This window comes from Streptomyces sp. NPDC005722 (assembly GCF_040630935.1).
Lineage (GTDB): Bacteria > Actinomycetota > Actinomycetes > Streptomycetales > Streptomycetaceae > Actinacidiphila.
Genome location: NZ_JBEXYN010000001.1, coordinates 24,001 through 46,390 on the forward strand (window position 1 = coordinate 24,001; position 22,390 = coordinate 46,390).

Sequence of the window (22,390 nt, forward strand, 5' to 3'; positions counted from 1 at the left end):
CCCATGGGCGACAGCGGCACTCTGGCACTCGTAGAGAGCCCCGTTCAGCTGCTCAACGTGCTGGAGTGGGCGCATGTTCACCCGCCCGCGGTGCCCACACCGCGGCCCGGGACGGTCACGGCCGTCCCGGGCCCGGTGGCGTCCGGGCGGCCGCTCACCATCGTCGCCCTCGCCCCGCGTGACCCCATGACGCGTGGCCAGCTCCGTCGCATGACGGAACTGGCGATGGACGAGGGCATCACCGTGCGCTGGTGCGAGGCCCGCTCCTCCCGGGGCTCGTTGCTGCGCACCGCCGCCGAACTGACGCCGGCCCTGCGGGCCGCGCGTCGGATCGTCCTGGGTGACCCCTTCTCCCGGCTGGTGCAGGTGCTCCTGCCGCTCAGCCGGACGAAGGAGATCACCGTCGTGGACGACGGCACGGCGACCATGGAGTTCACCGAACTCCTCACCCAGGGTGCCCGGCTCGTCCGCTGGCACCGCAGCGGCAGGCGGCTCTCGCCGGCGGACGCGGCCTTCGGCGTCTTCGCCTCGGCCGCCCGGCGCCGTCTCACCCCCGGCGCCGGAAGGCGTGTCGAGCTGTTCAGCTCGATGCCCGCCTCGCCTCCTCCCGGGATGGCGTTGCGGACCAACCGCTTCGCCTGGACCCGGGCGCGGTTCGGGCCGCCCAGGGTCAGCGCCGGCACCGACATCGTCGGCACCTCCCTGGTGGAGACCGGGGTCGTCGATCCCGAGCGCTACCTGACCGCGGTCGCGGCCCTGACCCGGGCGCACGGCGCCACCCGCTACTTCGCGCACCGCCGGGAGAGCGCCGACAAGCTGCACCGGCTGTCGGTGGAGACCGGGCTGCAGATCGTGCGGCCCGACCTGCCGCTGGAACTGATCGCGCGTCGTGGCCCGATCGGCCACACGATCCTGAGCTTCCCCTCCACGGTCGTGCACACCCTGCCGCTCGCCCTGGAGGGCACCGGCGTCAGGATCACGGTCTGCGACGTCGACCCGGAGTGGCTGACCGACAAGGCCTCGCCCCGGGCCCAGAGCTTCCTGTCCGGGATCACGGGCAGCGCCCGCGACCTGCACGGCCTGGCCTCGGTGGCCTCGGGCACGGTCCCGGTCAACTGAACCCGGCGAGCCGGGTTCAGTCGACCGGAACCGCCGGGGGTCAGCGCGTCACGGAGACGACCTCCATCTCCGTCGGCAGGCTGCCGCTGCTCAGCTGGGCGGCCAGCCGGCCGGCGGAGCTGCGGGTGTAGTTGCCGGTGATGACGGCTGTGCCGCCGGTGATGGCCGAGTTGACCAGCGGTGCCGACAGCACGGCGCCGTCGAGCACCATCGCGCACTGGTTGGCCGGGCTCAGCCGGGACGCCAGGCTCCTGGTGAGGTCGGCGAACTTCCGTGCGCCGCCGCTGCCGAAGGTCAGCCGGACCTGCCAGCCGGCGGCGTTCTGCGTGTCCAGCACGGCCTCCGCGTCACTGATGTCCGTGCCGCCCAGGGCCACCGGCCCGAGCAGGTACTTCGTCCAGGCACCGCTCTCGGCCCGCTCGGCGCAGGCGACGGCCCGGTCCGTGGTGCCCCGCCGGTGCTCGGCCCGCTGGGCCGGCACCGAGCAGTCCAGGGCGGCGTACTCTGCGCCGCCGGGCGCCGAGGTGTCGCCCGTCGACCCCGGCGGTGGCGCGGGCGAGCCGCGGCCGGAGGCCTCCAGCATCATCACCGGCCGGAAGACCAGGACCGCGGGCTTCCCCAGCGAGGCGATCTCCCGCTCGCTCCCCCCGCGCAGGGAGACCGTGACCCGGCCGGCGTCGGCCTCCGCGGTGACGTCCTCGTAGCCGAAGCCCTCCGCACGCTGCGCCATGAGGCCGGCGATCTGCCGCAGCCGTGCCGCGTCCACGGGCTCGCGCGGGGCGAACACGGCCGTCGTACGCGGTCCTTCGGCGGACCCGCCCGACCCCTTTCCCGCGCCCGGCAGCGAGCACGCCGACGCCATCGCGGCGCAGCACAGCGCCATCGCCGCCGCCGACCGTCCACGGCGTGGCCGCTCATCCACCGGTGACCGCCCGTACGCTCTCGTGGACCGCCGTGACCAGCCCGGTGAGCGCGGTGGCGTCGCCGACGAGGGCCCGCAGCCGGGTCAGCCGCTCGCCCACCCGGTGCCCGTCCACACCGCCGGGCTCCGCCGCCCTGAGGTCCGCCGCCAGGGCGTCGGCCTCCTCCCGGGCGGCGTCGGCGCCCTCCAACCCGTCCAGGCGGCGGCGCAGTTCGCCGATCGCGGCCAGCGCCGCGCGCAGCGTCCCGGCGTCCGCGCCGCCCCTGTGCGCGGACGCCCCGTGCCCGGCGGCCAGGGCGGAGCCGGTGACCCGGGCGTCGCCCCCGATCACGATGCCGTGGTTGATCCGTGGAGCCGGATCCCGGGGGGTCATGCCGCGCTCCCCGTGCCGTCCGCACCGGTCAGGGGCGGGCCGCCGGTGGAGAGGGCCGCGGCGCCGGAGCCCGCCGCGATGCTGCCGCTCATGGAGCCGCCGGTCATCATGATCCCCTGGTTGAGGATGACGTTCCGGTGCCGCGTCAGGTCCCCCCGGTCCAGGCCGTGTTCGGCGAGGAACTCGGCGAGCGTCCCGAGGATCTGCAGCTCGATCTGCTTGCCGATGCGCGTGACGTCCACCTTCTGGAAGAAGTCGCGGTAGGCGTGCGAGGAGGCCAGCTCGCGCAGGCTGATCCGGGCCCCGAAGTCGTGGCGACGGTCGCCGGCGACGGCCGTCCGCTGCGCCTGCAGGGCCCGTTCGCGGCGGGCCGGGGCGCGCAGCTCGCCATAGGCGTTCGGCAGCGCGGACATCAGCACCGAGCGGCTGAGCAGCAGCGCCTCGGCGAGCCCGGGCGCCGTCTCCTCGGCCTCCCCGGGGCGGGAGACGGAGTCGGCGACCCGGTAGGCCTCCCGGACCGGTGTCAGCACCAGGGTGTCGGCCTGCACGTACAGCGTCGCCCCGCTCACCGCGGTCTGGACGAAGACCGACAGCACCAGGTCCGTCCCCCAGCTGCGGACCTGCGCGGCCAGGCAGTGCCGCACGGGGCCGTCGACGACGCCCCGGGCCGCGGCGATGCGCTCCGAGGAGAGCTGGTCGGCCGGCCGGTCCTCGGGCGGCCACCGGCCCGCGGCGCCGGGCCAGAACACCGCCTCCCCGAAGAGAGCGTTCTGCCGTAGCTCCGTGCCGTGGACGAAGACCTTCTCCGTGACCTCCAGGCCGGGGATCCGGTCCACCGGGGAGGCCGCGGCCGCGCGCAGGGCGTCCAGGTCGTCGGCCGTCCGCCGGATCAGGGCGGCCGTGTCGAAGGGCACCGGGGGCGGCTCCTGCCCGGAGCCCGGTTCGTGGCCCTCGGGGATGAGGCGCATCGCGAAGGACCACGAGGTGACCTCGTCGCCCGCCCCCACGAAGGGCCGGTAGCCGCTGTAGACGACCAGGTTCGCGTCGCCGCCCACCGAGGACTGCGGCAGCCCCGCCGCCTCCGGGTCCCGGGGCGGCTCCTGTGCCGGGGAGCCGAAGGCCTCCCGGGTGAGCTGCTCGCGAACGGCCTTCCAGGCCGCGTTGCGCTGCTCCCAGGTGAACAGCCAGGGGCAGCCCACCAGCAGCACCAGCGTCAGCAGGAAGGTCACCACCGGTCCGGCGCCCGGCCAGAACGGCACCAGGGCGCCCAGCCACGAGGCCGCCGCCAGGACGGCGAGCTGCACCGCAAGGGCCCGCAGCACCGTGATGACGGCCGGGTCGCGTCGCCCCTCCCGGACGCGGACCCGTCCCGGCACCACGGGGCCCGTCTGCGCGCCGCCGGGCAGGAAGGCGGTCGCCAGCCAGTAGGCGAGTGTGGTCACGGGGGTGACCAGCAGCGCCAGGACGAAGGCGGCGCCGACGGCCAGGTCCCGCTTGCGCAGGTCGCGCAGGGTCTGCTCGGCGTGGGCGCCGACCCGGTCGAGGTCGACCCCGTACGAAGGGGCGCAGGCCCGGTAGCGCTCGTGACGCAGTTCGTGCACCACCCGGCGCGCGAACCCCTCGTCCAGGCGCGCCCCCGCACACATGTAGCGGGTCGACGCGCTCCAGTCCTCCTCGGCCCCGTACGGCGTCGCGGACACCCCCCGCGGGGCCCGCGGCGCGTGCGCGGGGCGGGGCGGTGGCACCGCGTCCGCGCCCCCGCCATCCGCGCCCCCGTCGTCCACACCCCCGCCGTCCGCGCCGTACGCCGCCGTTCCCGCGGCGGCGCCCGCGCTCCCGGCGCCCGGGTATCGCGATGTCACACGCCCCACCCCATTCCCCTCGTCACACCAGTCTGGAGGCCGGTGACAAGCTCCCGAAAGGCGTGGCAAGGGTGAAAACCGGCCGCGCCGGGGCGTGTTGAAGTGCGGGGGCGCGCAAGAGCGCGCGAGCCGGCGGCTGGTGTCGTTCCGCTCACCGCAAGATCCACTTCACCGAGCGGTCACCCGAACCCGGTTGTCTTGATCCATGGCAACGGCACCGAGGTCCGCGCCGCGCATCGCGGTCCTCGCGGACAGCGCGCTCGACGGTGACTCCCGGGCGCACCGCGTCGCCGCCGCCGCGGCCGCGGCGGGGTACGACGTCACCCTCATCGGCCGCGCCGCCGACGCACCGGTCACCGCTGCCGGCACCGCGCCCGCCGGGGTGCGGCTGATCCGTGTGACCGTCGCCGAGACGCTCCACCGCAGGCGGCTGCAGCGCCCCCGTCCGGGTCTGCGGCACGTCCTGGCCTACCGCAGCGCCGACGCCCACGCCTACCGCACCGCGCTGCTCACCGCCCACGCGTCCCTGCTGGCCTCGCGCGGGGCCGAACTGGACGTGATCCACCGCCCTTTACCGCTGAAGGCCGCCGCCCGCCTGGTCCACGCGGCCGGGCGGTTCCGGCACGTGCTGCGCCGGGCCTGGACGGCGGTGCGCTCGGCGCAGTACCGCGCCGCGGTCCGCCGCCGCGCCACTCCCGGCGGTCCCCTAGAAGGGGCCGCCGCCACCGCGACCCGGCTGCTGCTCGGCAAGCGCTGCTGGCGCCGGCTCGACCCGCTCCTGCTCGACCTGGAGATCGCCTACGGCCCGGTCCTCGACGAACTGCGGCCGCACCTCGTGCACGCCCTGGGCCACCGCACCCTGGGCACCGCCGTGCGGGCCGCGATGCGCGCCGAGGGCACCGGGCACCGGGTGGAGGTGGTCTGGGACACCACCGCCAAGGCCGAGGCCACCCGGCGCGCCGCCGTCGCCCGGGACGCCCACGAGCGCAGCTACGTACCGCTCACCGACGGTGTGGTCACCGTCGCCGACACCTACGCGGACCGCCTCCGCGAGCGCCATCGGCTGCCCGCGCGCCCGGCCGTCGCCCGCAACACCCCGCCGCACGAGCCGCCGCCCTCCCCGGCGCCGCCCGGCGTCCGCGACCGCTGCCACCTCGCCCCCGAGGTCCCGCTGCTGGTCCACAGCGGCTCCGCCGGCCCCGACGGCGGCCTGCTCACGGTCGTCGACGCGCTGCCCAAGCTGTACGACCTGCACGCCGCGCTGATCGTCCCCGACCCGGACGACCCCTGGATCCGCACCCTCACCGGCCGCGCCGCCGAGCTGGGCGTGGCCCGCCGGCTGCACGTGCTGCCCTACGTGCCGCCCGCGGAGATCCCGCGCTTCCTGTCCTCGGCCGACATCGGCGTGCTCCCCATGCACCGCCTCCCCGACCGGCAGGTCGCGCTCCCGGCCCGCTACTTCGAGTACGCGCACGCCCGGCTGCCCGTGGTGGTCAGCGACGTCCGCGTGCAGGCCCGCCCGACCCTGGAGATCGGCAACGGAGAGGTCTTCCGCTCCGGGGACACCGCCGACTTCGTCCGTGCCGTGGGCGCCGTGCTCACCAATCCGCGCCGCTACCGCAAGGCGTACGAGCGCGGGGACGTCCTGCGCGAGTGGTCCTGGCAGAAGCAGTCCGAGCCGCTCCTCGACCTCTACGCCCGCCTCCTGGGCCCCCGCCGGCCCTCCCCGGAGCTGTCCGCCTCCGAGGCACCCGTCGCCCTGGCCTGAACCGTCACGGAGTGTCGCCGCGCACCCTCGCTCCGGGCCGTCCGCGGGTCGCCCACGGGCCACGGCGGGGCCGGCTGGGCCGTTCCGGGCCGCTCACAGGGCGTTGCCTCGCGGCCGGGCGATCGTTGCGCCACTATGGAGTGGCGAGGGATAAACCAGGTTGATACCCCTGTACGGGGCGGGGTACGCGCCGAACGGGGGAGTTTTTCTTCCTCGCGCGGCATGAATTTACGGCGATGTAGTGATCGGGAGCACAGATGCGGTCTAGCCTGTCGGAGGTGAACGACTCAGCCTCCGAACCCTCCGAAAATCCCGTGCCAGTGGCGCCCACAGTTCCCGCCGCACCCGAAGGTGCGCTGCTGGGCGTACTGCCCGAGCGCCTCCGGGCCGAGCTCGTGGCGTTCCGGCGGGACGTGCACATGAACCCCGAGCTGGGCCGGCAGGAGTTCCGTACCACCGCCGCGATCAAGGCCCGCCTGGAGCAGGCCGGCCTGCGGCCGCGCGTGATGCCCGGCGGCACCGGTCTGCTGTGCGACATCGGCGCCACCGACCCGGAGCGTCCGCGACTGGCGCTGCGCGCGGACCTCGACGCGCTGCCGATCCCGGACACCAAGCGGGTGGAGTACCGCTCGACCGTGCCCGGCCGGGCGCACGCCTGCGGCCACGACGTGCACACCACGGTGGTGCTCGGCGCCGGCCTGGTGCTGGCGGAGCTGGAGCGCGAGGGCAAGCTGAGGCGTCCGGTACGGCTGGTGTTCCAGCCGGCCGAGGAGGTCATGCCGGGCGGCGCGCTGGACGCCATCAAGGCGAACGCGCTGGACGGCGTGGGCCGGATCCTGGCCCTGCACTGCGACCCGAAGGTGGAGGTCGGCCGGATCGGGCTGCGCCAGGGGCCGATCACCTCGGCCGTGGACCGGCTGGAGCTCTCGCTGGACGGCGCGGGCGGCCACACGGCCCGCCCCCACCTCACCACCGACCTGGTGACGGCCGCCGCCAAGATGGCCACCGAGCTGCCGGCCGTGCTGGCCCGGCGGATCGACCCCCGCTCCGGGATGAGCATCGTGTGGGGCCGCATCGAGGCCGGCCACGCGGCCAACGTCATCCCGCAGCACGCCGAGCTGGAGGGCACGGTCCGCTGCCTGGACCTGAACGCCTGGCACGAGGCCCCCGACCTGGTCCACGAGGTGATCGACCAGGTGGCCGCCATGTACCGGGCCAAGTGGGAGCTGACCTACCACCGCGGCGTGCCGCCGGTGGTGAACGAGGCGGACTCGACCGAGCTGCTGCGCGACGCCATGACGGCCCGCTACGGCGCGCACACCGTCGAGGACACGGAGCAGAGCCTCGGCGGCGAGGACTTCTCCTGGTACCTGGAGCAGGTCCCGGGGGCGCTCGCGAGGCTGGGCGTACGGCCCGTCGGGGACACGGCGAAGCGTGATCTGCACCAAGGTGATTTCGACGTCGACGAGGGCGCGATCACGGTCGGCGTGGAGCTCTTCACCTCCGCTGCGCTGCTCGCATGACGGTGGGTGACCCGGCCGACACGGCCGGGTCACCTGGCCGAAATGCGACGATCCGATAACGGGCGGCCAACCCCCCTTTACCTGACATCTACGCGCGTTAAGCTCCGGTTAAGCCAGCGCCGGACGGGGCGCTCAGAGTTGAAGGGGTACCCTCTTGCGCCGGGTAACCAAGATCGCCGCCGCGGGTATAGCCTCCGCGGCTCTCGCGCTCACTGCGACCGCTTGCGGCAGCAGCTCCAAGGACAGTGACACCACCAGCGGCAGCAGCGACAGCAGCAAGCTGAAGGTCGGCGTCGCCTACGACGTGGGTGGCCGTGGTGACCACTCGTTCAACGACTCCGCCGCCGCGGGCCTGGACAAGGCGAAGGCCGACTTCGGCGTCGAGGTGAAGGAGCTGACCGCCAAGACCTCGGACACCGAGGCCGACCGCGAGCAGCGCCTGGAGGACCTGGCCGACGCGGGTTACAACCCGGTCATCGGTGTCGGCTTCGCGTACGCCGAGTCCATCACGGCCGCGGCCAAGAAGTACCCCAAGACGACCTTCGCGATCGTCGACTCGGTCGTCGACGCCAAGAACGTCGACAGCATCGTCTTCACCGAGGAGCAGAGCTCCTACCTCGCCGGTGTCGCCGCCGCCCTGAAGACCAAGGACAACAAGGTCGGCTTCATCGGTGGCGTGGACATCCCGCTGATCAACAAGTTCGAGGCCGGCTTCCGCCAGGGTGTCGAGGCGACCAACCCGAAGGTCAAGGTCACCACCCAGTACCTGACCCCCGGCTCGGACATCTCCGGCTTCTCCGACCCCGCCAAGGGCAAGGCCGCCGCGCAGGGCATGCTGGACAACGGCATCGACGTGATCTACTCGGCCGCCGGCTCCTCCGGCAACGGCGCCATCGAGGCCGTCGCCGGCAAGTCCGGCACCTGGGCGATCGGTGTCGACTCCGACCAGCACGAGCAGCCCGGTCTGGCGAAGTACAAGGACTCGATCCTGACCTCCGCGCTGAAGAACGTGAACGTCGCGGTCTACGAGGCGGTCAAGTCGGTCAAGGACGGTGCCCCGCTGACCGGCACCAACGCCTACGACCTGGCCAAGGACGGTGTCGGCCTGTCCACCAGCGGTGGCTTCATCGACGACATCAAGTCCCAGCTGGACGAGGCCAAGACCAAGATCGTGAGCGGCGAGATCAAGGTCAAGACGACCGTCAAGTGACGTCCGGTCTCTCATGAGCGCCGGGCGCGAGGCTCGGGAGGGGACAGCCCAGGCTCCCCCCTTCCCGGGCCTCGCGCCTGCGTTCAGCCGGGTGTCGCGCACGCGGTGTCCGTTGTGACTCATCCCCTTATGGATCTGGCAACGCTACGCGTGTAGAAGCCTCTCCTCGCGATACGTTCGCCACACCCCGCCCACCCCGCTCTTTTCCGCGAGGAGAGTGCGCCATCGACGCGTCCAGCCCCCCCAGCCAGAACGCCGTGGAGCTCCGCGGCATCACCAAGCGATTCCCAGGCGTCGTGGCCAACCACGACATCGACATCACGGTTCGCCGTGGCACGGTGCACGCCCTCGTGGGCGAGAACGGCGCCGGCAAGTCGACGCTGATGAAGATCCTCTACGGCATGCAGAAGCCGGACGAGGGCACCATCACCGTCGACGGCGAGCGGGTCACCTTCCACGACCCGGGCGACGCCATCGCCCGCGGCATCGGCATGGTGCACCAGCACTTCATGCTCGCCGACAACCTCACCGTCCTCGAGAACGTCGTCCTCGGCAGCGAGAAGCTGTACGGCATCGGCGGCAGGGCCCGGGCGAAGATCAAGGAGATCTCGGACGCCTACGGCCTCGGGGTGCGCCCGGACGTCCTGGTGGAGGACCTCGGTGTCGCCGACCGTCAGCGCGTCGAGATCCTGAAGGTCCTCTTCCGCGGCGCCCGTACGCTGATCCTCGACGAGCCGACCGCGGTCCTCGTCCCGCAGGAGGTCGACGCGCTCTTCGACAACCTGCGCGAACTCAAGGCCGAGGGCCTGACGGTCATCTTCATCTCCCACAAGCTGGGCGAGGTGCTCTCCGTCGCCGACGAGATCACCGTCATCCGCCGGGGCACCACGGTCGGTTCCGCCGACCCGGCGACCACGACCCCCAAGCAGCTCGCGGAGCTGATGGTCGGCAGCGAGCTGCCGTCGCCGGAGACCCGCGAGTCCACGGTCACCGACGTCCCGATGCTGACCGTCGACGGTCTGCACCTGTCGGATACCGACCTGGAGGGCATCGAGCGCGTCGTCCTGGACCGGATCTCCTTCACCATCCACAAGGGCGAGGTCCTCGGCATCGCAGGTGTCGAGGGCAACGGCCAGGCGGAACTCGTCGAGGCGATCATGGGCATCCTGCCGCCCGACGCGGGCCGGATCGGCCTGGACGGCGACGAGATCACCCAGCTCTCGACGCGCAGGCGCCGCGAGGGCGGCATCGGCTACATCCCCGAGGACCGGCACCGGCACGCGCTGCTGCTGGAGGCCCCGCTCTGGGAGAACCGCATCCTGGGCCACGTCACCGAGCGCCCCAACAGCAAGGGCGGTTTCCTCGACCCGGCCGCGGCCCGCCGTGACACCGAGCGGATCGTGCGCGAGTACGACGTCCGCACCCCCGGCATCGAGGTGACCGCCGCGTCCCTGTCCGGCGGCAACCAGCAGAAGCTGATCGTCGGCCGTGAGATGAGCCACCGGCCCAAGCTGCTGATAGCCGCGCACCCCACCCGGGGCGTGGACGTCGGCGCCCAGGCCCAGATCTGGGACCAGATCCGCGAGGCCCGGCGCGAGGGCCTGGCCGTGCTGCTGATCTCCGCCGACCTGGACGAGTTGATCGGCCTGTCCGACACCCTGCGCGTCATGTACCGCGGCCGCCTGGTCGCCGACGCCGACCCCGCCACCATCACCCCGGAGGAGCTGGGCTCCGCGATGACCGGCGCGGCCGCCGGCCATCTCGAGCACGAGGACGGCGACGCCGGCCACGGGGGAGAGGACCGATGAAGAAGTTCGACAAGGAGCGGGTGCTCCTCGCCATCGCCGCCCCCGTGCTGGCGCTCGTGGCCGCGTTCGTGATCACGGCGCTGGTGCTGCTCGCCACGGGCAAGGAGCCGTTCGGCGCCTTCGGGACGATGTTCGACTACGGCTTCAAGAGCGACAGCCAGGTCGAGATCATCAACAAGGCGACCACGTACTACATCGCGGGCATCGCGGTCGCCGTCGGCTTCCGCATGAACCTGTTCAACATCGGTGTCGAGGGCCAGTACCGCCTGGGCGCGTTCTTCGCCGCGGCCGTCGGCGGCGCGGTGTCGCTGCCGGGCTTCCTGCAGATCCCGCTGATCATCGTGGTCGCCATGACCGTCGGCGCGATGTGGGCCGGCATCGCGGGTGTGCTGAAGACCTCGCGCGGGGTCAGCGAGGTCATCGCGACGATCATGCTGAACGCGATCGCCCTGTCCATCGTCGGCTACCTGCTCAAGGACGGCCGGCTCGGCCACCTCGACGAGGCGGGCACCTCGGTGTCGACCACGCCGCTGCCCTCCTCCGGCCACCTGTTCAACTTCGACATGGGCGAGGACGTCGGCCAGATCTACGGCTTCGTCGTGCTCGCCGTGATCATCGGCGTCGGCTACTGGTTCGTGCTGGGCCGCACCCGCTTCGGCTTCGACCTGCGCAGCGTCGGCCTGTCCGAGAGCGCCGCCACCGCCAGCGGCGTCAGCGTCAAGCGCATGGTCGTCACCAGCATGCTGATCTCCGGCGGCCTGGCCGGTCTCACCGGCCTGCCGCTGCTGCTGAACGACACCCACGCCTACGGGGCCGACCTCTTCCCGGCCGGCATCGGCTTCACCGGCATCTCGGTGGCCCTGCTGGGCCGCAACAACCCGGTCGGCGTTGCGCTGGCCGCCCTGCTGTGGGGCTTCCTGGAGCGCGGCTCGGGCCGCCTGGAGTTCGAGGGCTACGACAAGGAGATCGTCGGCGTGATGCAGGGCGTCATCGTCCTGAGCGTCGTCATCGCCTACGAGGTCGTCCGCCGCTACGGCCTCAAGCGCCAGCAGCAGAAGGTCGGCGAGGAGCTCGCCGCCCAGGCCCGCACCAAGAAGGAGGTGACGGCGTGACCGCCACGACGACCCAGACCCCGCCGCCCGCGGCTCCCAAGGCCGCAGGGGCCAAGGGCCGCAAGGGCCGCCTCTCCTTCCCGGTGGTCCTGCTGATCATCGCCGCCGCGATCGCGCTGGTGTCGGTGGTACGGATCATCACCGGCCAGGACCAGCTCACCGCCCAGGGCCAGATCACCGCAGCGCTCGGCCTCGCCGTGCCGATCGGCCTGGCCGGCCTCGCCGGCCTGTGGTCCGAGCGCTCCGGCGTGGTCAACATCGGCCTCGAGGGCATGATGATCCTCGGCACCTTCTTCGGTGCCTGGGCCGGCTGGCAGACCAACCCCTGGGTGGGCGTCCTCGCCGGTGTCGTCGGCGGTGCGCTCGGCGGCCTGATCCACGCGGTCGCCACCGTCACCTTCGGCGTCGACCACATCATCTCCGGCGTGGCCATCAACATCCTGGCGCTGGGTGCCACCCAGTACCTCGCCAAGCTGTGGTTCTCCACCGGCGACGCGGCCACCAAGGGCGGCAACCCCAAGCAGTCCCCGCCGGTCGACTCCCTGCCGTCGTTCGACGTCCCGGGCCTGTCCGACGGGCTGGCGAGCATCGAGAAGCACGGCTGGTTCTTCGTCTCCGACCTCGCCGGCATCCTCGGCGGCCTGGTCACCGACGTGTCCGCGCTGACGCTGGTCGCGGTGGTGCTCTTCGTCGGCAGCTTCTTCCTGCTGTGGCGCAGCCCGTTCGGCCTTCGGCTGCGCTCCTGCGGCGAGAACCCGGTCGCGGCCGAGTCGCTCGGCGTCAACGTGTACCTGTACAAGTACATCGCCGTGATCGCCTCCGGCGGTCTGGCCGGCCTCGGTGGCGCCTTCCTCGCGATGGTGCCCGCGCACATCTACCTCGAGGGCCAGACCGGCGGGCGCGGCTACATCGGCCTCGCCGCGATGATCTTCGGCAACTGGCGGGTCGGCGGCCTCGCCACCGGCGCCGGCCTCTTCGGCTACTCCGACGCGCTCCAGCTGCGCAACGGCGGCCCCACGGTGCACGCGCTGCTGCTGCTCCTGGTGGTCCTGCTGGTGCTGCTCGCGGCCTGGAAGCTGTGGAAGCGGAGCTTCTGGCAGGGCGGCGTCAGCCTCGTCGTCGGCGCGCTGGTGCTGGGCTGGTACCTGCTGACCGACGAGGTGCCCGGCGAGTTCGTGGGCGCGACCCCGTACGTCGTCACCCTGCTGGTGCTCTCCCTGTCGGCACAACGCCTGCGGATGCCCAAGGCTGACGGCATGAGGTACCGGAAGGGCCAGGGCAAGTGAGCGACACCGCGGGCCGGGCCGGCGTCGACGACGTCGACTGGGAAGGCCTGCGGGCGCAGGCCCGGGACGCCATGTCCCGGGCCTACGTCCCGTACTCCCGGTTCCCCGTCGGCGCTGCCGCGCTGGTGGACGACGGGCGGGTCATCTCGGCCTGCAACGTGGAGAACGCCAGCTACGGCCTCGGCCTGTGCGCCGAGTGCGGCCTGGTGTCGATCCTGCACGCCACCGGCGGCGGCCGGCTCGTCGCCTTCACCTGCGTCGACCGCAAGGGCGACCAGCTGATGCCGTGCGGCCGCTGCCGTCAGCTCCTGTGGGAGCACGGCGGCCCCGAACTGCTGGTGGAGATGTCCGACGGCATCCGCACGATGCGCGACGTCCTCCCCGACGCGTTCGGCCCGGACGACCTGATCAACCGCTAAGAAGGTACGTGAACCATGGACGCCATTTCCGTCATCCGCACCAAGCGCGACGGCGGCCGCCTCGGCGACGACCAGATCGACTGGGTCATCGACGCCTACACCAAGGGTGAGGTCGCCGACGAGCAGATGTCCGCGCTCGCCATGGCGATCCTGCTCAACGGCATGGACCGGGCCGAGATCGCGCGCTGGACGGCCGCGATGATCGCCAGCGGCGAGCGCATGGAGTTCTCCTCGCTGCCCCGTCCCACGGCCGACAAGCACTCCACCGGTGGCGTCGGCGACAAGATCACGCTGCCGCTCGCGCCGCTGGTCGCGGCGTGCGGCGCGGCCGTCCCCCAGCTCTCCGGCCGGGGCCTGGGCCACACCGGCGGCACGCTGGACAAGCTGGAGTCCATCCCCGGCTGGCGGGCGCTGCTGTCGAACGAGGAGATGCTGCGGGTCCTGGGCGACACCGGCGCCGTCATCTGCGCCGCGGGCGACGGCCTCGCCCCGGCCGACAAGAAGCTGTACGCGCTGCGCGACGTCACCGGCACCGTCGAGGCGATCCCGCTGATCGCCTCCTCGATCATGTCCAAGAAGATCGCCGAGGGCACGGGCTCGCTCGTCCTGGACGTCAAGGTCGGCTCCGGCGCCTTCATGAAGAACCTGGAGCAGGCCCGGGAACTGGCCTCCACGATGGTGGGGCTGGGCACCGACCACGGGGTGCGGACGGTGGCGCTGCTCACCGGCATGTCCACCCCGCTGGGCCTGACCGCCGGCAACGCGCTGGAGGTCCGTGAGTCCGTCGAGGTGCTGGCGGGCGGCGGCCCGGCCGACGTGGTCGAGCTGACCCTCGCCCTGGCGCGCGAGATGCTCGACGCGGCGGGCCTCAAGGACGCCGACCCGGCCAAGGCGCTCGCCGACGGCTCCGCCATGGACGTGTGGCGCCGCATGATCGCCGCCCAGGGCGGCGACCCGGACGCGGCGCTGCCCGTCGCGCGCGAGCAGCACGTCGTGACGGCCGAGCGCTCCGGTGTCCTCACCGGCCTGGACGCCTACGCCGTCGGTGTCGCCGCCTGGCGCCTGGGCGCCGGCCGGGCGCGCAAGGAGGACCCGGTGCAGGCCGGCGCGGGCATCGAGCTGCACGCCAAGCCGGGTGCCACGGTCACCGAGGGCCAGCCGCTGCTCACCCTGCACACCGACACCCCGGAGAAGTTCGGCTACGCGCTGGAGGCACTCGCCGGCGGCGTCGAGATCTCCCCGGCGGGCACGGCGTTCACGCCGGAGCCGATCGTGCTGGACCGCATCGCCTGAGCGGGGCCACCCCGCGGCACGGAACGGGACCGGTGGACTTCCACCGGTCCCGTTCCGCTTCCCGGCCGGTCAGACCACCCGTCCCGCCGGGAGGGCGAGCCGCCGGTCCGCCGCCGCGCGCCGGGTCGCGTGCAGGGTGATGCCCGCGACGCCCAGGACGGCGGCCAGGCACAGGGCGACGGTGCCGTTCCAGCCGGCGGAGTGGAAGGCGGAGGCGCCGAGGGTGCCGCCGAGGCTGTTGCCGATGTAGTACGCGGTCAGGTAGAGCGCGGAGGCCTGGGCGCGGCCGGTGGTGGCGGTACGGCTGACCGCGCCGGAGGCGATGGAGTGCCCGGTGAAGAAGCCGGCCGTGATGAGCACCAGACCGGTCAGCACGGCGGCGAGGGAGCCCGCGAGGGTGAGCAGCAGCCCGCCCGTGGCCAGCGCCACGGCGACGTAGAGGGCGCCGCGCCGGCCGAGACGGCCGTGCAGGACGCCAGAGGCCGCGGAGGCGCCGGTGCCGACCAGGTAGACCAGGAAGATGAGCCCGATCGCGGTCTGCGACAGGCCGAAGGGCGCGGCGGCCAGCCGGTAGCCCAGCACGTTGTAGACGGCGCCGAAGACCGCCATGAACAGCAGCCCGATCAGGTAGAGCCGGCGCAGCAGCGGGGTGCGCAGGTGGCCGGTGACCGTGTGCCGGAGCGCGACGGGACTGACCGGGCCGGGACGGAAGTTGCGGGCGGTGGGGATCAGCAGGCGGAAGGCGACGGCGCACAGCACCGCCATCGCGCCCGCGGCCAACAGCGCGGCGCGCCAGCCGAAGGCCTGTGCCACGGCGCCGGTCAGGACCCGGGAACTCATGCCGCCGATGCTGTTGCCCGCGACGTAGAGGCCGATCGCCGAGGCGACGGCCTTGGGGTGGATCTCCTCGCCGAGGTACGCCATCGCGGTCGCCGGCAGCCCGGCCAGGGCCACGCCCTGCGCGGCGCGCAGCACGACCAGGGTGGTCAGGTCCGGCGCGAAGGGGACGGCAAGGGCCAGCGCCGAGGCGCTGAAGACCGACGCCGTCATCACCGGCGTGCGCCCGTACTTCTCGCTGAGCGCGCTCACCGGCAGCAGGGCCAGCGCCAGCGCGGCGGTGGTGGCCGACACGGTGAGGCTGGCCTGGGCCGGACTCAGGGACAGCCCCGTGGAGAGCGCCGGGAGCAGGGCCTGCGTCGAGTAGAGCAGTGCGAAGGTGGCGAGACCCGCGGCGAACAGGGCCAGGTTGGCGCGGCGGTAGCCGGGCTCACCCGGCCGGAGCGTGGCGGATGAGGAGGCGGAGGGGGCGGCGCCCGGCCGTGTCATGGTGGACGCCCCCGTATCGGCGGGAGGCATGTCTTCACGCTAGGCCTGGCCCGTTTCATGCGTCCAATGCACACGGCGCCCATAATCGTTCCCATGGTGCATGAAGCGAGGTCAGCCCGATCGCCGTCGCAGTCCCGTGACGCAACAGACATGCGGGCGGAGCTGGACAGCGCGTCCTGGGCGGCGGTGCTGGCGCCCCGGCTGGCCCAGTTCGCCGCCGTGGCGCGGCACGAGCACGTCACCCGCGCGGCGCGTGAGCTCGGCGTGCCGCAGTCCACGCTGAGCCGGGCGATGGCCCGGCTCGAACTCGACCTGGGCGTGACGCTCTTCGCCCGGCAGGGCCGTACGGTCTCGCTCACCCCCGCCGGCCGCGGCTTCCTCGCCTCCGTGGAGCGGGCGCTGGGCGAGGTGGAGCGCTCGGCGGAGTCCGTGCGCGCCGCGGCCGACCCCCAGTCGGGACGGGTCGCCTTCGGCTTCCTCCACACCCTCGGCCCGGAGACCGTACCGGCGCTGCTGCGCGCCTTCCGCGCCGACCACCCGCGGATCCGCTTCCAGTTGGTGCAGAACTACGGCGAGGCGATGCTCGCCGGGCTGCGCGCGGGCGAGCTGGACCTCTGCCTGACCTCACCGGTGCCGGACGCCCCGGACCTGGTCGTCCGCCGCCTGGACGAGCAGCGGCTGCGGCTGGTCGTCCCCGCCGACCACCGGCTCGCGACCCGCCGCAGGGTGCGCCTGGCGGAGGCCTCCGGGGAGCTGTTCGTGAGCCTGGAGGCCGGGTACGGGTTGCGGCGCATCACCGACGCCCTGTGCGCGGAGGCGGGCTTCACCCCGCGGGTGGGCTTCGAGGGGGAGGAGGCCGAGACCCTGCGCGGGCTGGTCGCCGCCGGCCTGGGCGTGGCCCTGCTGCCTCCCCCGCTCGTGCCGCGTCCGGGCGTCGTGGAGCTGACCGTCACGGCCCCGCGCGCGGTCCGCGAGATCGGGGTGGCCTGGCTCGGCGGCCACGCCGACACGGCCCCCGTCGCCGCGTTCAAGAAGTTCCTCCTGAGCCGGCGCGGCCAACTCCTCCCCGCCTGACGGCGCCGGCCGGTCCGGGGCGAGTGACGGGTGCCTGCGACCTGGGACCCGTGCGGGCAGGGGACGTGTCCGGCGGCGCCTCTACGATGCCGGTCATGACGTGGAGCCCTGTGGAGCTGGTGATCTTCGACTGCGACGGCGTGCTGGTGGACAGCGAGAGGATATGCGTCAGAGTCGACGCGATGATCATGGCCGAGCTGGGGTGCGCGTTCACCGAGGCCGAGATCATCGAGCGGTTCGTGGGTTCGTCCACCGAGGTGTACACCGCCGCCGTCGAAGAACGGCTCGGACGGCGCCTGGAGAAGGACTGGCAGCAGCCGTACGAGCACCTGTACGAGGCGGCTCTCGAGGCCGAACTGACGGCCGTCGACGGCATCGCGGAGGTTCTGGACCGTCTGACCACGGCCTGCTGCGTCGCGTCCAACGGTGACCACGCCGGGATCAGACGGAGCCTGGAGATCACTGCTCTGCGGGACCACTTCGAGGAGCGCATCTTCAGCGCGGCCGACGTCCGTCGGGGAAAGCCCGCACCCGATCTCTTCCTGCACGCCGCCCGCTCGATGGGGGTGGAGCCCGCGCGGTGCGCGGTGATCGAGGACAGTGCCTACGGCGTGCAGGCCGCCCGGGCCGCCGGCATGCGGGCCTTCGGCTACTGCGGCGGGCTCACGCCGGCCTCGCGGCTGGAAGGCCCGGGAACCGTCGTCTTCGATGACATGCGCGACCTTCCCGCGCTGCTGGCGGCGGCTCCCCGCTGAGTTCGCTGCGCCTTGCCTCCCGTCGCAGGGTGCGTCTGGCGGAGGCCTCGGGGGAGCTGTTCGTGAGCCTGGAGGCCGGGTACGGGCTGCGGCGCATCACCGACGCCCTGTGCGCGGAGGCGGGCTTCACCCCGCGGGTGGGTTTCGAGGGGGAGGAGGCCGAGACCCTGCGCGGGGCCGCCCCGGAACCCGGATGCGCGGGGTGCCGCCGGTCCCGGAGGATACGGCGCATGCCCCGTGCGACCGGCGCGATCCCGCCGCCCCCGCGTGTCCTGGAGGCCTTCGGGCTGTCCGGCCGGCCCGAGCCGCTCGAAGGAGGCCGGGGGCAGAGCTTCCGGGTGGCCGGCGCGGTGCTGAAGCCGGGCGCCGACGCGGCGGAGACCGCATGGGCCGCGGGGCTGATGGAACGTCTGCGGGGGCGCCCGGGTTTCCGGGTGCCGCGGTTCCTGCGCTCCACGGACGGCGGCCACGTCGTCGAAGGCTGGGCAGCGACCGAGTTCCTGCCGGGGGAGCCCGGCCCCGCCGGCAGATGGGCCGACCTGCTGGCCGCGGGAAGGGCCTTCCACGAGGCCCTGCGCGATGTGCCGCGTCCCGCTCACCTGGACGCGCGGCGGCATCCGTGGGCGGTGGCCGATCGCCTCGCCTGGGGGGAGGCGACGGCGTGGACGCCGGCGGACGTCTCGAGGCCGCTCGCCCGGCTGGAGCGGCTCCGCGCACCGTTCGACGCGCCGGCCCGGCTCATCCACGGCGACCTGACGGGGAACGTCCTCTTCGCGGCCGGCCGGGACCCCGCGGTCATCGACTTCTCCCCGTACTGGCGACCCGTCGCGTACGCCGACGCGATCGTGGCGGTCGACGGCCTCCTCCACCACGGCGCTCCGCACGACCTGGTGGACTCGGCCGCCCCCGGTGCCGAGGGCGCGCAGTTGCTCCTGCGCGCCCTGATCTTCCGCCTGGCGGCGTCGGTCCTCCTGGCAGGTCCCGGCGCCGCCCTGCCCGAGGACGAGGTGGCCGCGTTCACCCGGGTCGCCGACCTCGTCGAACGGAGGGTGGGCGGGCGGCGGTGAGCCCGGGGGTCGCCGGACGGCTCAGCGCAGTTGGGGGGACCGGCCGAAGCCGGAGGCCAGGGGCATGCGCAGGCCGAGCGGGGGAGGGGCGGCCAGCGCGTCGGCGACCGGGCGGGCGAAGGAACGTCCCAGCAGGGTGCCGAGGACGAAGTCGGACGTCAGGGAGGCCACTTCGGAGCGGTGGTCGTGGAGCAGGTGGCCGTCGGTGTGCACCTCGAAGCGGCACACGTCCCGGTTGACCTTCTTCACCCGCTCGGCCAGCCGGTAGGAGAGGTCCGGGTGGGTGGAGCCGTCGTTCGTGCCGTGCACGATCAGGACGTGGCGGCCTATCAGCTGTTTCACCGGATCGGGTTCGGGCCCGTCCGGCAGCCACGGGGCTATGGCGACCGCGGAGTTGACGGCCGGGTGGCCCGCGGCCCGCAGCGCGGCACGGGCGCCCATGTCCATGCCGACCAGCGACACCGGTACGTCACCGTAACGGCGGACGACCTCGTCGACCGCCCACTGCGCGTCCTCGGCCGGGTGGGCGTGACCGCCGTTCCAGCCGCGGAAGCGGTAGTGCACGACGTGCACCGCCAGGCCCTCACCGCGTCCCGCCGCCCGCACCAGCCGGCGCGCCAGCGGCACCATCGCCGCGGCGGCCACGGGCGAGCGCCGGCGGGTGCTCAGCGCACTGCCGCCGGGCAGCAGCAGCACGGCAGCACGGACCGCCTCCTCGTCCGTCTCCCGCCGGGCCGCCGGGTTCAGACCCGGAGTCACTCTCTTCCCCAACCGCGCACCACGCACCGGTAAAGCTTGCGAAGCCATGGCGTAACCATGGCAGACGGGAAGGTGTGCACGACCTGGCCAGGAGGTCAATATTCAGCATCATCCAAGAGTTCTACGCGCGTAGGGGGTATGTTTCGGAAATGACGAGCTCAAGCACGCTCCCCTTCCCCGCGGGCGCTGCGGGGGCCACCCCCACGCCCGAGCAGATCCGGCGCGCGCCCAAGGTACTGCTCCACGACCACCTCGACGGCGGCGTGCGCCCCGGCACCGTCGTCGACCTGGCCCGCACCTCGGGCTACGACGGCCTGCCCGAGACCGACCCGGACAAGCTCGGCACCTGGTTCCGCGAGGCCGCCGACTCCGGATCGCTGGAGCGCTACCTGGAGACCTTCTCGCACACGGTCGGCGTCATGCAGACCCGCGAGGCGCTCACCCGGGTCGCCGCCGAGTGCGCGGAGGACCTCGCCGCGGACGGCGTCGTCTACGCCGAGGTGCGCTACGCCCCGGAACTCCACGTCGAACGCGGGCTCTCCCTCGACGAGGTCGTGGAGGCCGTCAACGAGGGCTTCCGGGAGGGCGAACGGCGGGCCCGCGAGGCGGGCGGCCGGATCCGGGTGGGCGCCCTGCTCACCGCGATGCGGCACGCCGCCCGCTCCCAGGAGATCGCCGAACTGGCCATCCGCTACCGCGACCGGGGCGTCGTCGGCTTCGACATCGCGGGCGCAGAGGCCGGCTTCCCGCCCACCCGCCACCTCGACGCCTTCGAGTACCTCCAGCGGGAGAACTTCCACTTCACCATCCATGCCGGCGAGGCCTTCGGCCTGCCCTCCATCTGGCAGGCGCTGCAGTGGTGCGGCGCCGACCGGCTCGGCCACGGCGTGCGCATCATCGACGACATCGAGGTCGCGGACGACGGCTCCGTCTCCCTCGGGCGGCTCGCCAACTACGTGCGCGACAAGCGCATCCCCCTGGAGATGTGCCCCACCTCCAACCTGCAGACCGGCGCGGCCGCCTCGTACGCGCAGCACCCCATCGGGCTGCTGCGCCGGCTGCACTTCCGGGTCACGGTCAACACTGACAACCGCCTGATGAGCGGTACGAGCATGAGCCGCGAGTTCGCCGAACTGGTGGCCGCGTTCGGCTACACCCTCGACGACATGCAGTGGTTCACGGTCAACGCGATGAAGTCGGCCTTCATCCCTTTCGATGAACGTCTCGCGATGATCAATGACGTGATCAAGCCCGGTTACTCGGAGCTGAAGGCCGAGTGGCTGTTCCGCCAGACGACCGCTGGCACCGCCGTGGCCAGCGATTCCTCGCCGGAAGAGGGATGAGGACCGGGCCGGCCCGCCGTTCCGGTGCGGGCCGGTCCGGGCCCCGGGCGGCCGCGCGCGGCTGCTTGCACCGCCCCGCGTTCCGTCGCTACGTTCCGAAATCCCGCGAACACCATCCGTGTGTGCCGCGGCGGACGCACCATCCCCCATCACGAGGATCGCAACCATGAAGACCGGAACCGTCAAGACTCTCGGTGCCGCCGCGCTGGGCGTGGCCTTCGTCGGGGCCGCCGCGGGCGTCGCCTCCGCCGCTCCGACGGAAGCCAACCTCGGCCTGCCGGACGCCTCGGCCCTGCCGGCCTCCGTGCCGGTCGCCAACGTCGCGAAGGCGGTCCCGGTCGACGCCGTCACCAGCGGCCTGCCGAAGTCGACCAACCTCGTCCCCGGTGTGCAGAACGCCCCCCAGGGCCTGGGCACCCTGCTCGGCGGCCTCCCGGTCGGCGGGCAGCTGCCGCTGGGTCAGCTCCCGCTGCAGGGCCTGCCGATCGGCGGCTGAGCACCGGCCGTACGCACGGCGGACGGGCCGCACCCCTGAGGGGTGCGGCCCGCCGGTGCTCCGGGGCCGTGGCGTCACACGGCGGCCTTCGTGCCCCCCTCGTTCGGCAGCAGCAGCCACAGCGCGAGGTAGAGCAGGAACTGCGGCCCGGGCAGCAGGCACGACAGCAGGAAGATCACGCGCATCGTGGTGGCGGAGGTGCCGAACCGGTCTGCGAGCCCGGCGCAGACCCCGGCGATCATCCGGCCGTGACGGGGGCGGACCAGTGCGGACATGGTGGGTGCTCCTTCGGGAGTCCAGGCCGGTCTCTCCGGCCGATGACATCACCGTACGAGCGCATACCGTCGTGAATCGTCGCTCTACGGTGCGATCCCGACCCTGGGAATCCTCGGGGTCCGCCCCTGAGTGCCGGTCAGCCGGGCCTGCCGGCGGACGCTGCGCCGGTGCACCCAGGCGCGCACCGCGGGCACCACGGCGAGGTGGGCCAGCGCGACCCCGGCCGTGTTGAGCAGCAGGGCGTCCACGTCGAATATCTGGCCCGGCACCCCGGTCTGCACGAACTCCAGCGCGAGCGAGATCATCAGCCCCGCGAAGACCGTGCGCGCGAACGAGCCCGGCGCCGACACCCGCACCCGGCCGCCCGCCATCGGCAGCAGCACACCCAGCGGGGCCAGCAGCGCCAGCCCCGCGCCGATCCGGCGGGCCGCCTCCGCGGGCCCGAGGGCGAGGTCGGAGCGGATGCTGGCGAACGGACGGAGGTTGGGGGCGTCCACCCAGGGCACGTACTGCGGACGCAACATCAGCCACCCGACCAGGGCCAGATGGACCGCGGCGAGTACCAGGCCCACCGCGCGCACTTTCGGGAGAGAGCCGTC

Annotated in this window: 20 protein-coding genes and 1 pseudogene; 14 read left to right on the forward strand and 7 right to left on the reverse strand. The window is 73.2% G+C overall.

Annotation, left to right across the window (positions count from 1 at the left end; genetic code table 11):
* Positions 1 to 3 precede the first annotated feature (3 nt).
* Positions 4 to 1,119 carry a hypothetical protein gene (locus tag ABZ479_RS00115; protein ID WP_500459062.1) on the forward strand — a complete coding sequence of 372 codons (1,116 nt, stop codon included), beginning with the start codon at positions 4 to 6 and terminating at the stop codon, positions 1,117 to 1,119.
* A gap of 40 nt (positions 1,120 to 1,159) precedes the next feature.
* Here ABZ479_RS00115 and ABZ479_RS00120 read toward each other — a convergent pair whose 3' ends face one another.
* The 3 genes from ABZ479_RS00120 to ABZ479_RS00130 form a co-directional block, all read right to left on the reverse strand.
* Entirely contained in the window at positions 1,160 to 1,906 is a 747-nt protein-coding gene (locus ABZ479_RS00120) for a SecDF P1 head subdomain-containing protein (protein ID WP_500459063.1), read from the reverse strand.
* Positions 1,907 to 2,033: 127 nt separating this feature from the next.
* Positions 2,034 to 2,414, reverse strand: a complete 381-nt coding sequence (locus ABZ479_RS00125; protein ID WP_500459064.1) for a hypothetical protein — start codon at positions 2,412 to 2,414, stop codon at positions 2,034 to 2,036.
* Positions 2,411 to 4,276, reverse strand: coding sequence for an AbeC-like domain-containing protein (locus ABZ479_RS00130; RefSeq protein ID WP_500459065.1), 1,866 nt, complete (start codon positions 4,274 to 4,276; stop codon positions 2,411 to 2,413). Before ABZ479_RS00130 ends, ABZ479_RS00125 begins: the two co-directional genes overlap by 4 nt.
* A 205-nt stretch (positions 4,277 to 4,481) precedes the next feature.
* Between ABZ479_RS00130 and ABZ479_RS00135 the strand changes: the two genes are divergently transcribed.
* The 8 genes from ABZ479_RS00135 to ABZ479_RS00170 all read left to right on the forward strand — a co-directional run bounded on the left by ABZ479_RS00135 (position 4,482) and on the right by ABZ479_RS00170 (position 14,695).
* Positions 4,482 to 6,044, forward strand: a complete 1,563-nt coding sequence (locus ABZ479_RS00135) for a glycosyltransferase (protein WP_500459066.1) — start codon at positions 4,482 to 4,484, stop codon at positions 6,042 to 6,044.
* Positions 6,045 to 6,364: 320 nt separating this feature from the next.
* Complete coding sequence (locus ABZ479_RS00140; protein ID WP_500459067.1) at positions 6,365 to 7,567, forward strand: M20 family metallopeptidase; 1,203 nt, start codon at positions 6,365 to 6,367, stop codon at positions 7,565 to 7,567.
* A 154-nt stretch (positions 7,568 to 7,721) separates the two neighbouring features.
* Positions 7,722 to 8,777 carry a BMP family lipoprotein gene (locus tag ABZ479_RS00145; RefSeq protein WP_499606613.1) on the forward strand — a complete coding sequence of 352 codons (1,056 nt, stop codon included), beginning with the start codon at positions 7,722 to 7,724 and terminating at the stop codon, positions 8,775 to 8,777.
* 257 nt (positions 8,778 to 9,034) lie between these two features.
* The gene (locus ABZ479_RS00150) at positions 9,035 to 10,585 is read left to right on the forward strand and encodes an ABC transporter ATP-binding protein (RefSeq protein WP_500459068.1); all 1,551 of its coding nucleotides are present in this window, start codon (positions 9,035 to 9,037) and stop codon (positions 10,583 to 10,585) included.
* On the forward strand, positions 10,582 to 11,697 hold the full coding sequence (locus ABZ479_RS00155; protein WP_500459069.1) for an ABC transporter permease: 1,116 nt from the start codon (positions 10,582 to 10,584) through the stop codon (positions 11,695 to 11,697). Before ABZ479_RS00150 ends, ABZ479_RS00155 begins: the two co-directional genes overlap by 4 nt.
* Complete coding sequence (locus tag ABZ479_RS00160) at positions 11,694 to 12,983, forward strand: ABC transporter permease (protein ID WP_500459070.1); 1,290 nt, start codon at positions 11,694 to 11,696, stop codon at positions 12,981 to 12,983. Before ABZ479_RS00155 ends, ABZ479_RS00160 begins: the two co-directional genes overlap by 4 nt.
* Positions 12,980 to 13,402 carry a cytidine deaminase gene (locus ABZ479_RS00165; protein ID WP_500459071.1) on the forward strand — a complete coding sequence of 141 codons (423 nt, stop codon included), beginning with the start codon at positions 12,980 to 12,982 and terminating at the stop codon, positions 13,400 to 13,402. The genes ABZ479_RS00160 and ABZ479_RS00165 overlap by 4 nt, the downstream gene beginning before the upstream one ends.
* A 15-nt stretch (positions 13,403 to 13,417) precedes the next feature.
* The gene (locus ABZ479_RS00170) at positions 13,418 to 14,695 is read left to right on the forward strand and encodes a thymidine phosphorylase (protein WP_500459072.1); all 1,278 of its coding nucleotides are present in this window, start codon (positions 13,418 to 13,420) and stop codon (positions 14,693 to 14,695) included.
* 69 nt (positions 14,696 to 14,764) lie between these two features.
* Here ABZ479_RS00170 and ABZ479_RS00175 read toward each other — a convergent pair whose 3' ends face one another.
* Positions 14,765 to 16,051 carry an MFS transporter gene (locus ABZ479_RS00175; protein WP_500459073.1) on the reverse strand — a complete coding sequence of 429 codons (1,287 nt, stop codon included), beginning with the start codon at positions 16,049 to 16,051 and terminating at the stop codon, positions 14,765 to 14,767.
* A gap of 63 nt (positions 16,052 to 16,114) precedes the next feature.
* Here ABZ479_RS00175 and ABZ479_RS00180 point away from each other — a divergent pair, with 63 nt between their 5' ends.
* From ABZ479_RS00180 to ABZ479_RS00190, 3 genes and pseudogenes are all read left to right on the forward strand, one after another.
* Positions 16,115 to 17,095, forward strand: a complete 981-nt coding sequence (locus tag ABZ479_RS00180) for a LysR family transcriptional regulator (protein ID WP_500459074.1) — start codon at positions 16,115 to 16,117, stop codon at positions 17,093 to 17,095.
* 95 nt (positions 17,096 to 17,190) lie between these two features.
* On the forward strand, positions 17,191 to 17,850 hold the full coding sequence (locus tag ABZ479_RS00185; RefSeq protein WP_500459075.1) for an HAD family hydrolase: 660 nt from the start codon (positions 17,191 to 17,193) through the stop codon (positions 17,848 to 17,850).
* 8 nt (positions 17,851 to 17,858) lie between these two features.
* Positions 17,859 to 18,026 (forward strand): annotated as a pseudogene (locus tag ABZ479_RS00190) (LysR substrate-binding domain-containing protein); the annotation flags it as partial.
* A gap of 912 nt (positions 18,027 to 18,938) precedes the next feature.
* Here the strand turns inward: ABZ479_RS00190 and ABZ479_RS00195 are convergent.
* Positions 18,939 to 19,724: an alpha/beta fold hydrolase gene (locus ABZ479_RS00195; protein WP_499606622.1), complete on the reverse strand. Its 786-nt coding sequence runs from the start codon at positions 19,722 to 19,724 to the stop codon at positions 18,939 to 18,941.
* A gap of 101 nt (positions 19,725 to 19,825) precedes the next feature.
* Between ABZ479_RS00195 and ABZ479_RS00200 the strand changes: the two genes are divergently transcribed.
* Complete coding sequence (locus ABZ479_RS00200) at positions 19,826 to 21,019, forward strand: adenosine deaminase (protein ID WP_499606623.1); 1,194 nt, start codon at positions 19,826 to 19,828, stop codon at positions 21,017 to 21,019.
* Between the two features lie 166 nt (positions 21,020 to 21,185).
* A complete protein-coding gene (locus ABZ479_RS00205) occupies positions 21,186 to 21,515 on the forward strand; it encodes a hypothetical protein (RefSeq protein WP_500459076.1) in 330 nt (109 codons plus the stop codon).
* A 74-nt stretch (positions 21,516 to 21,589) separates the two neighbouring features.
* Here the strand turns inward: ABZ479_RS00205 and ABZ479_RS00210 are convergent, their stop codons facing one another.
* Together ABZ479_RS00210 and ABZ479_RS00215 are read right to left on the reverse strand one after the other, a co-directional pair.
* A complete protein-coding gene (locus ABZ479_RS00210) occupies positions 21,590 to 21,790 on the reverse strand; it encodes a PspC domain-containing protein (RefSeq protein WP_500459077.1) in 201 nt (66 codons plus the stop codon).
* Positions 21,791 to 21,874: 84 nt separating this feature from the next.
* Positions 21,875 to 22,363 carry a VanZ family protein gene (locus tag ABZ479_RS00215; protein WP_499606626.1) on the reverse strand — a complete coding sequence of 163 codons (489 nt, stop codon included), beginning with the start codon at positions 22,361 to 22,363 and terminating at the stop codon, positions 21,875 to 21,877.
* Between the last annotated feature and the right edge of the window lie 27 nt (positions 22,364 to 22,390).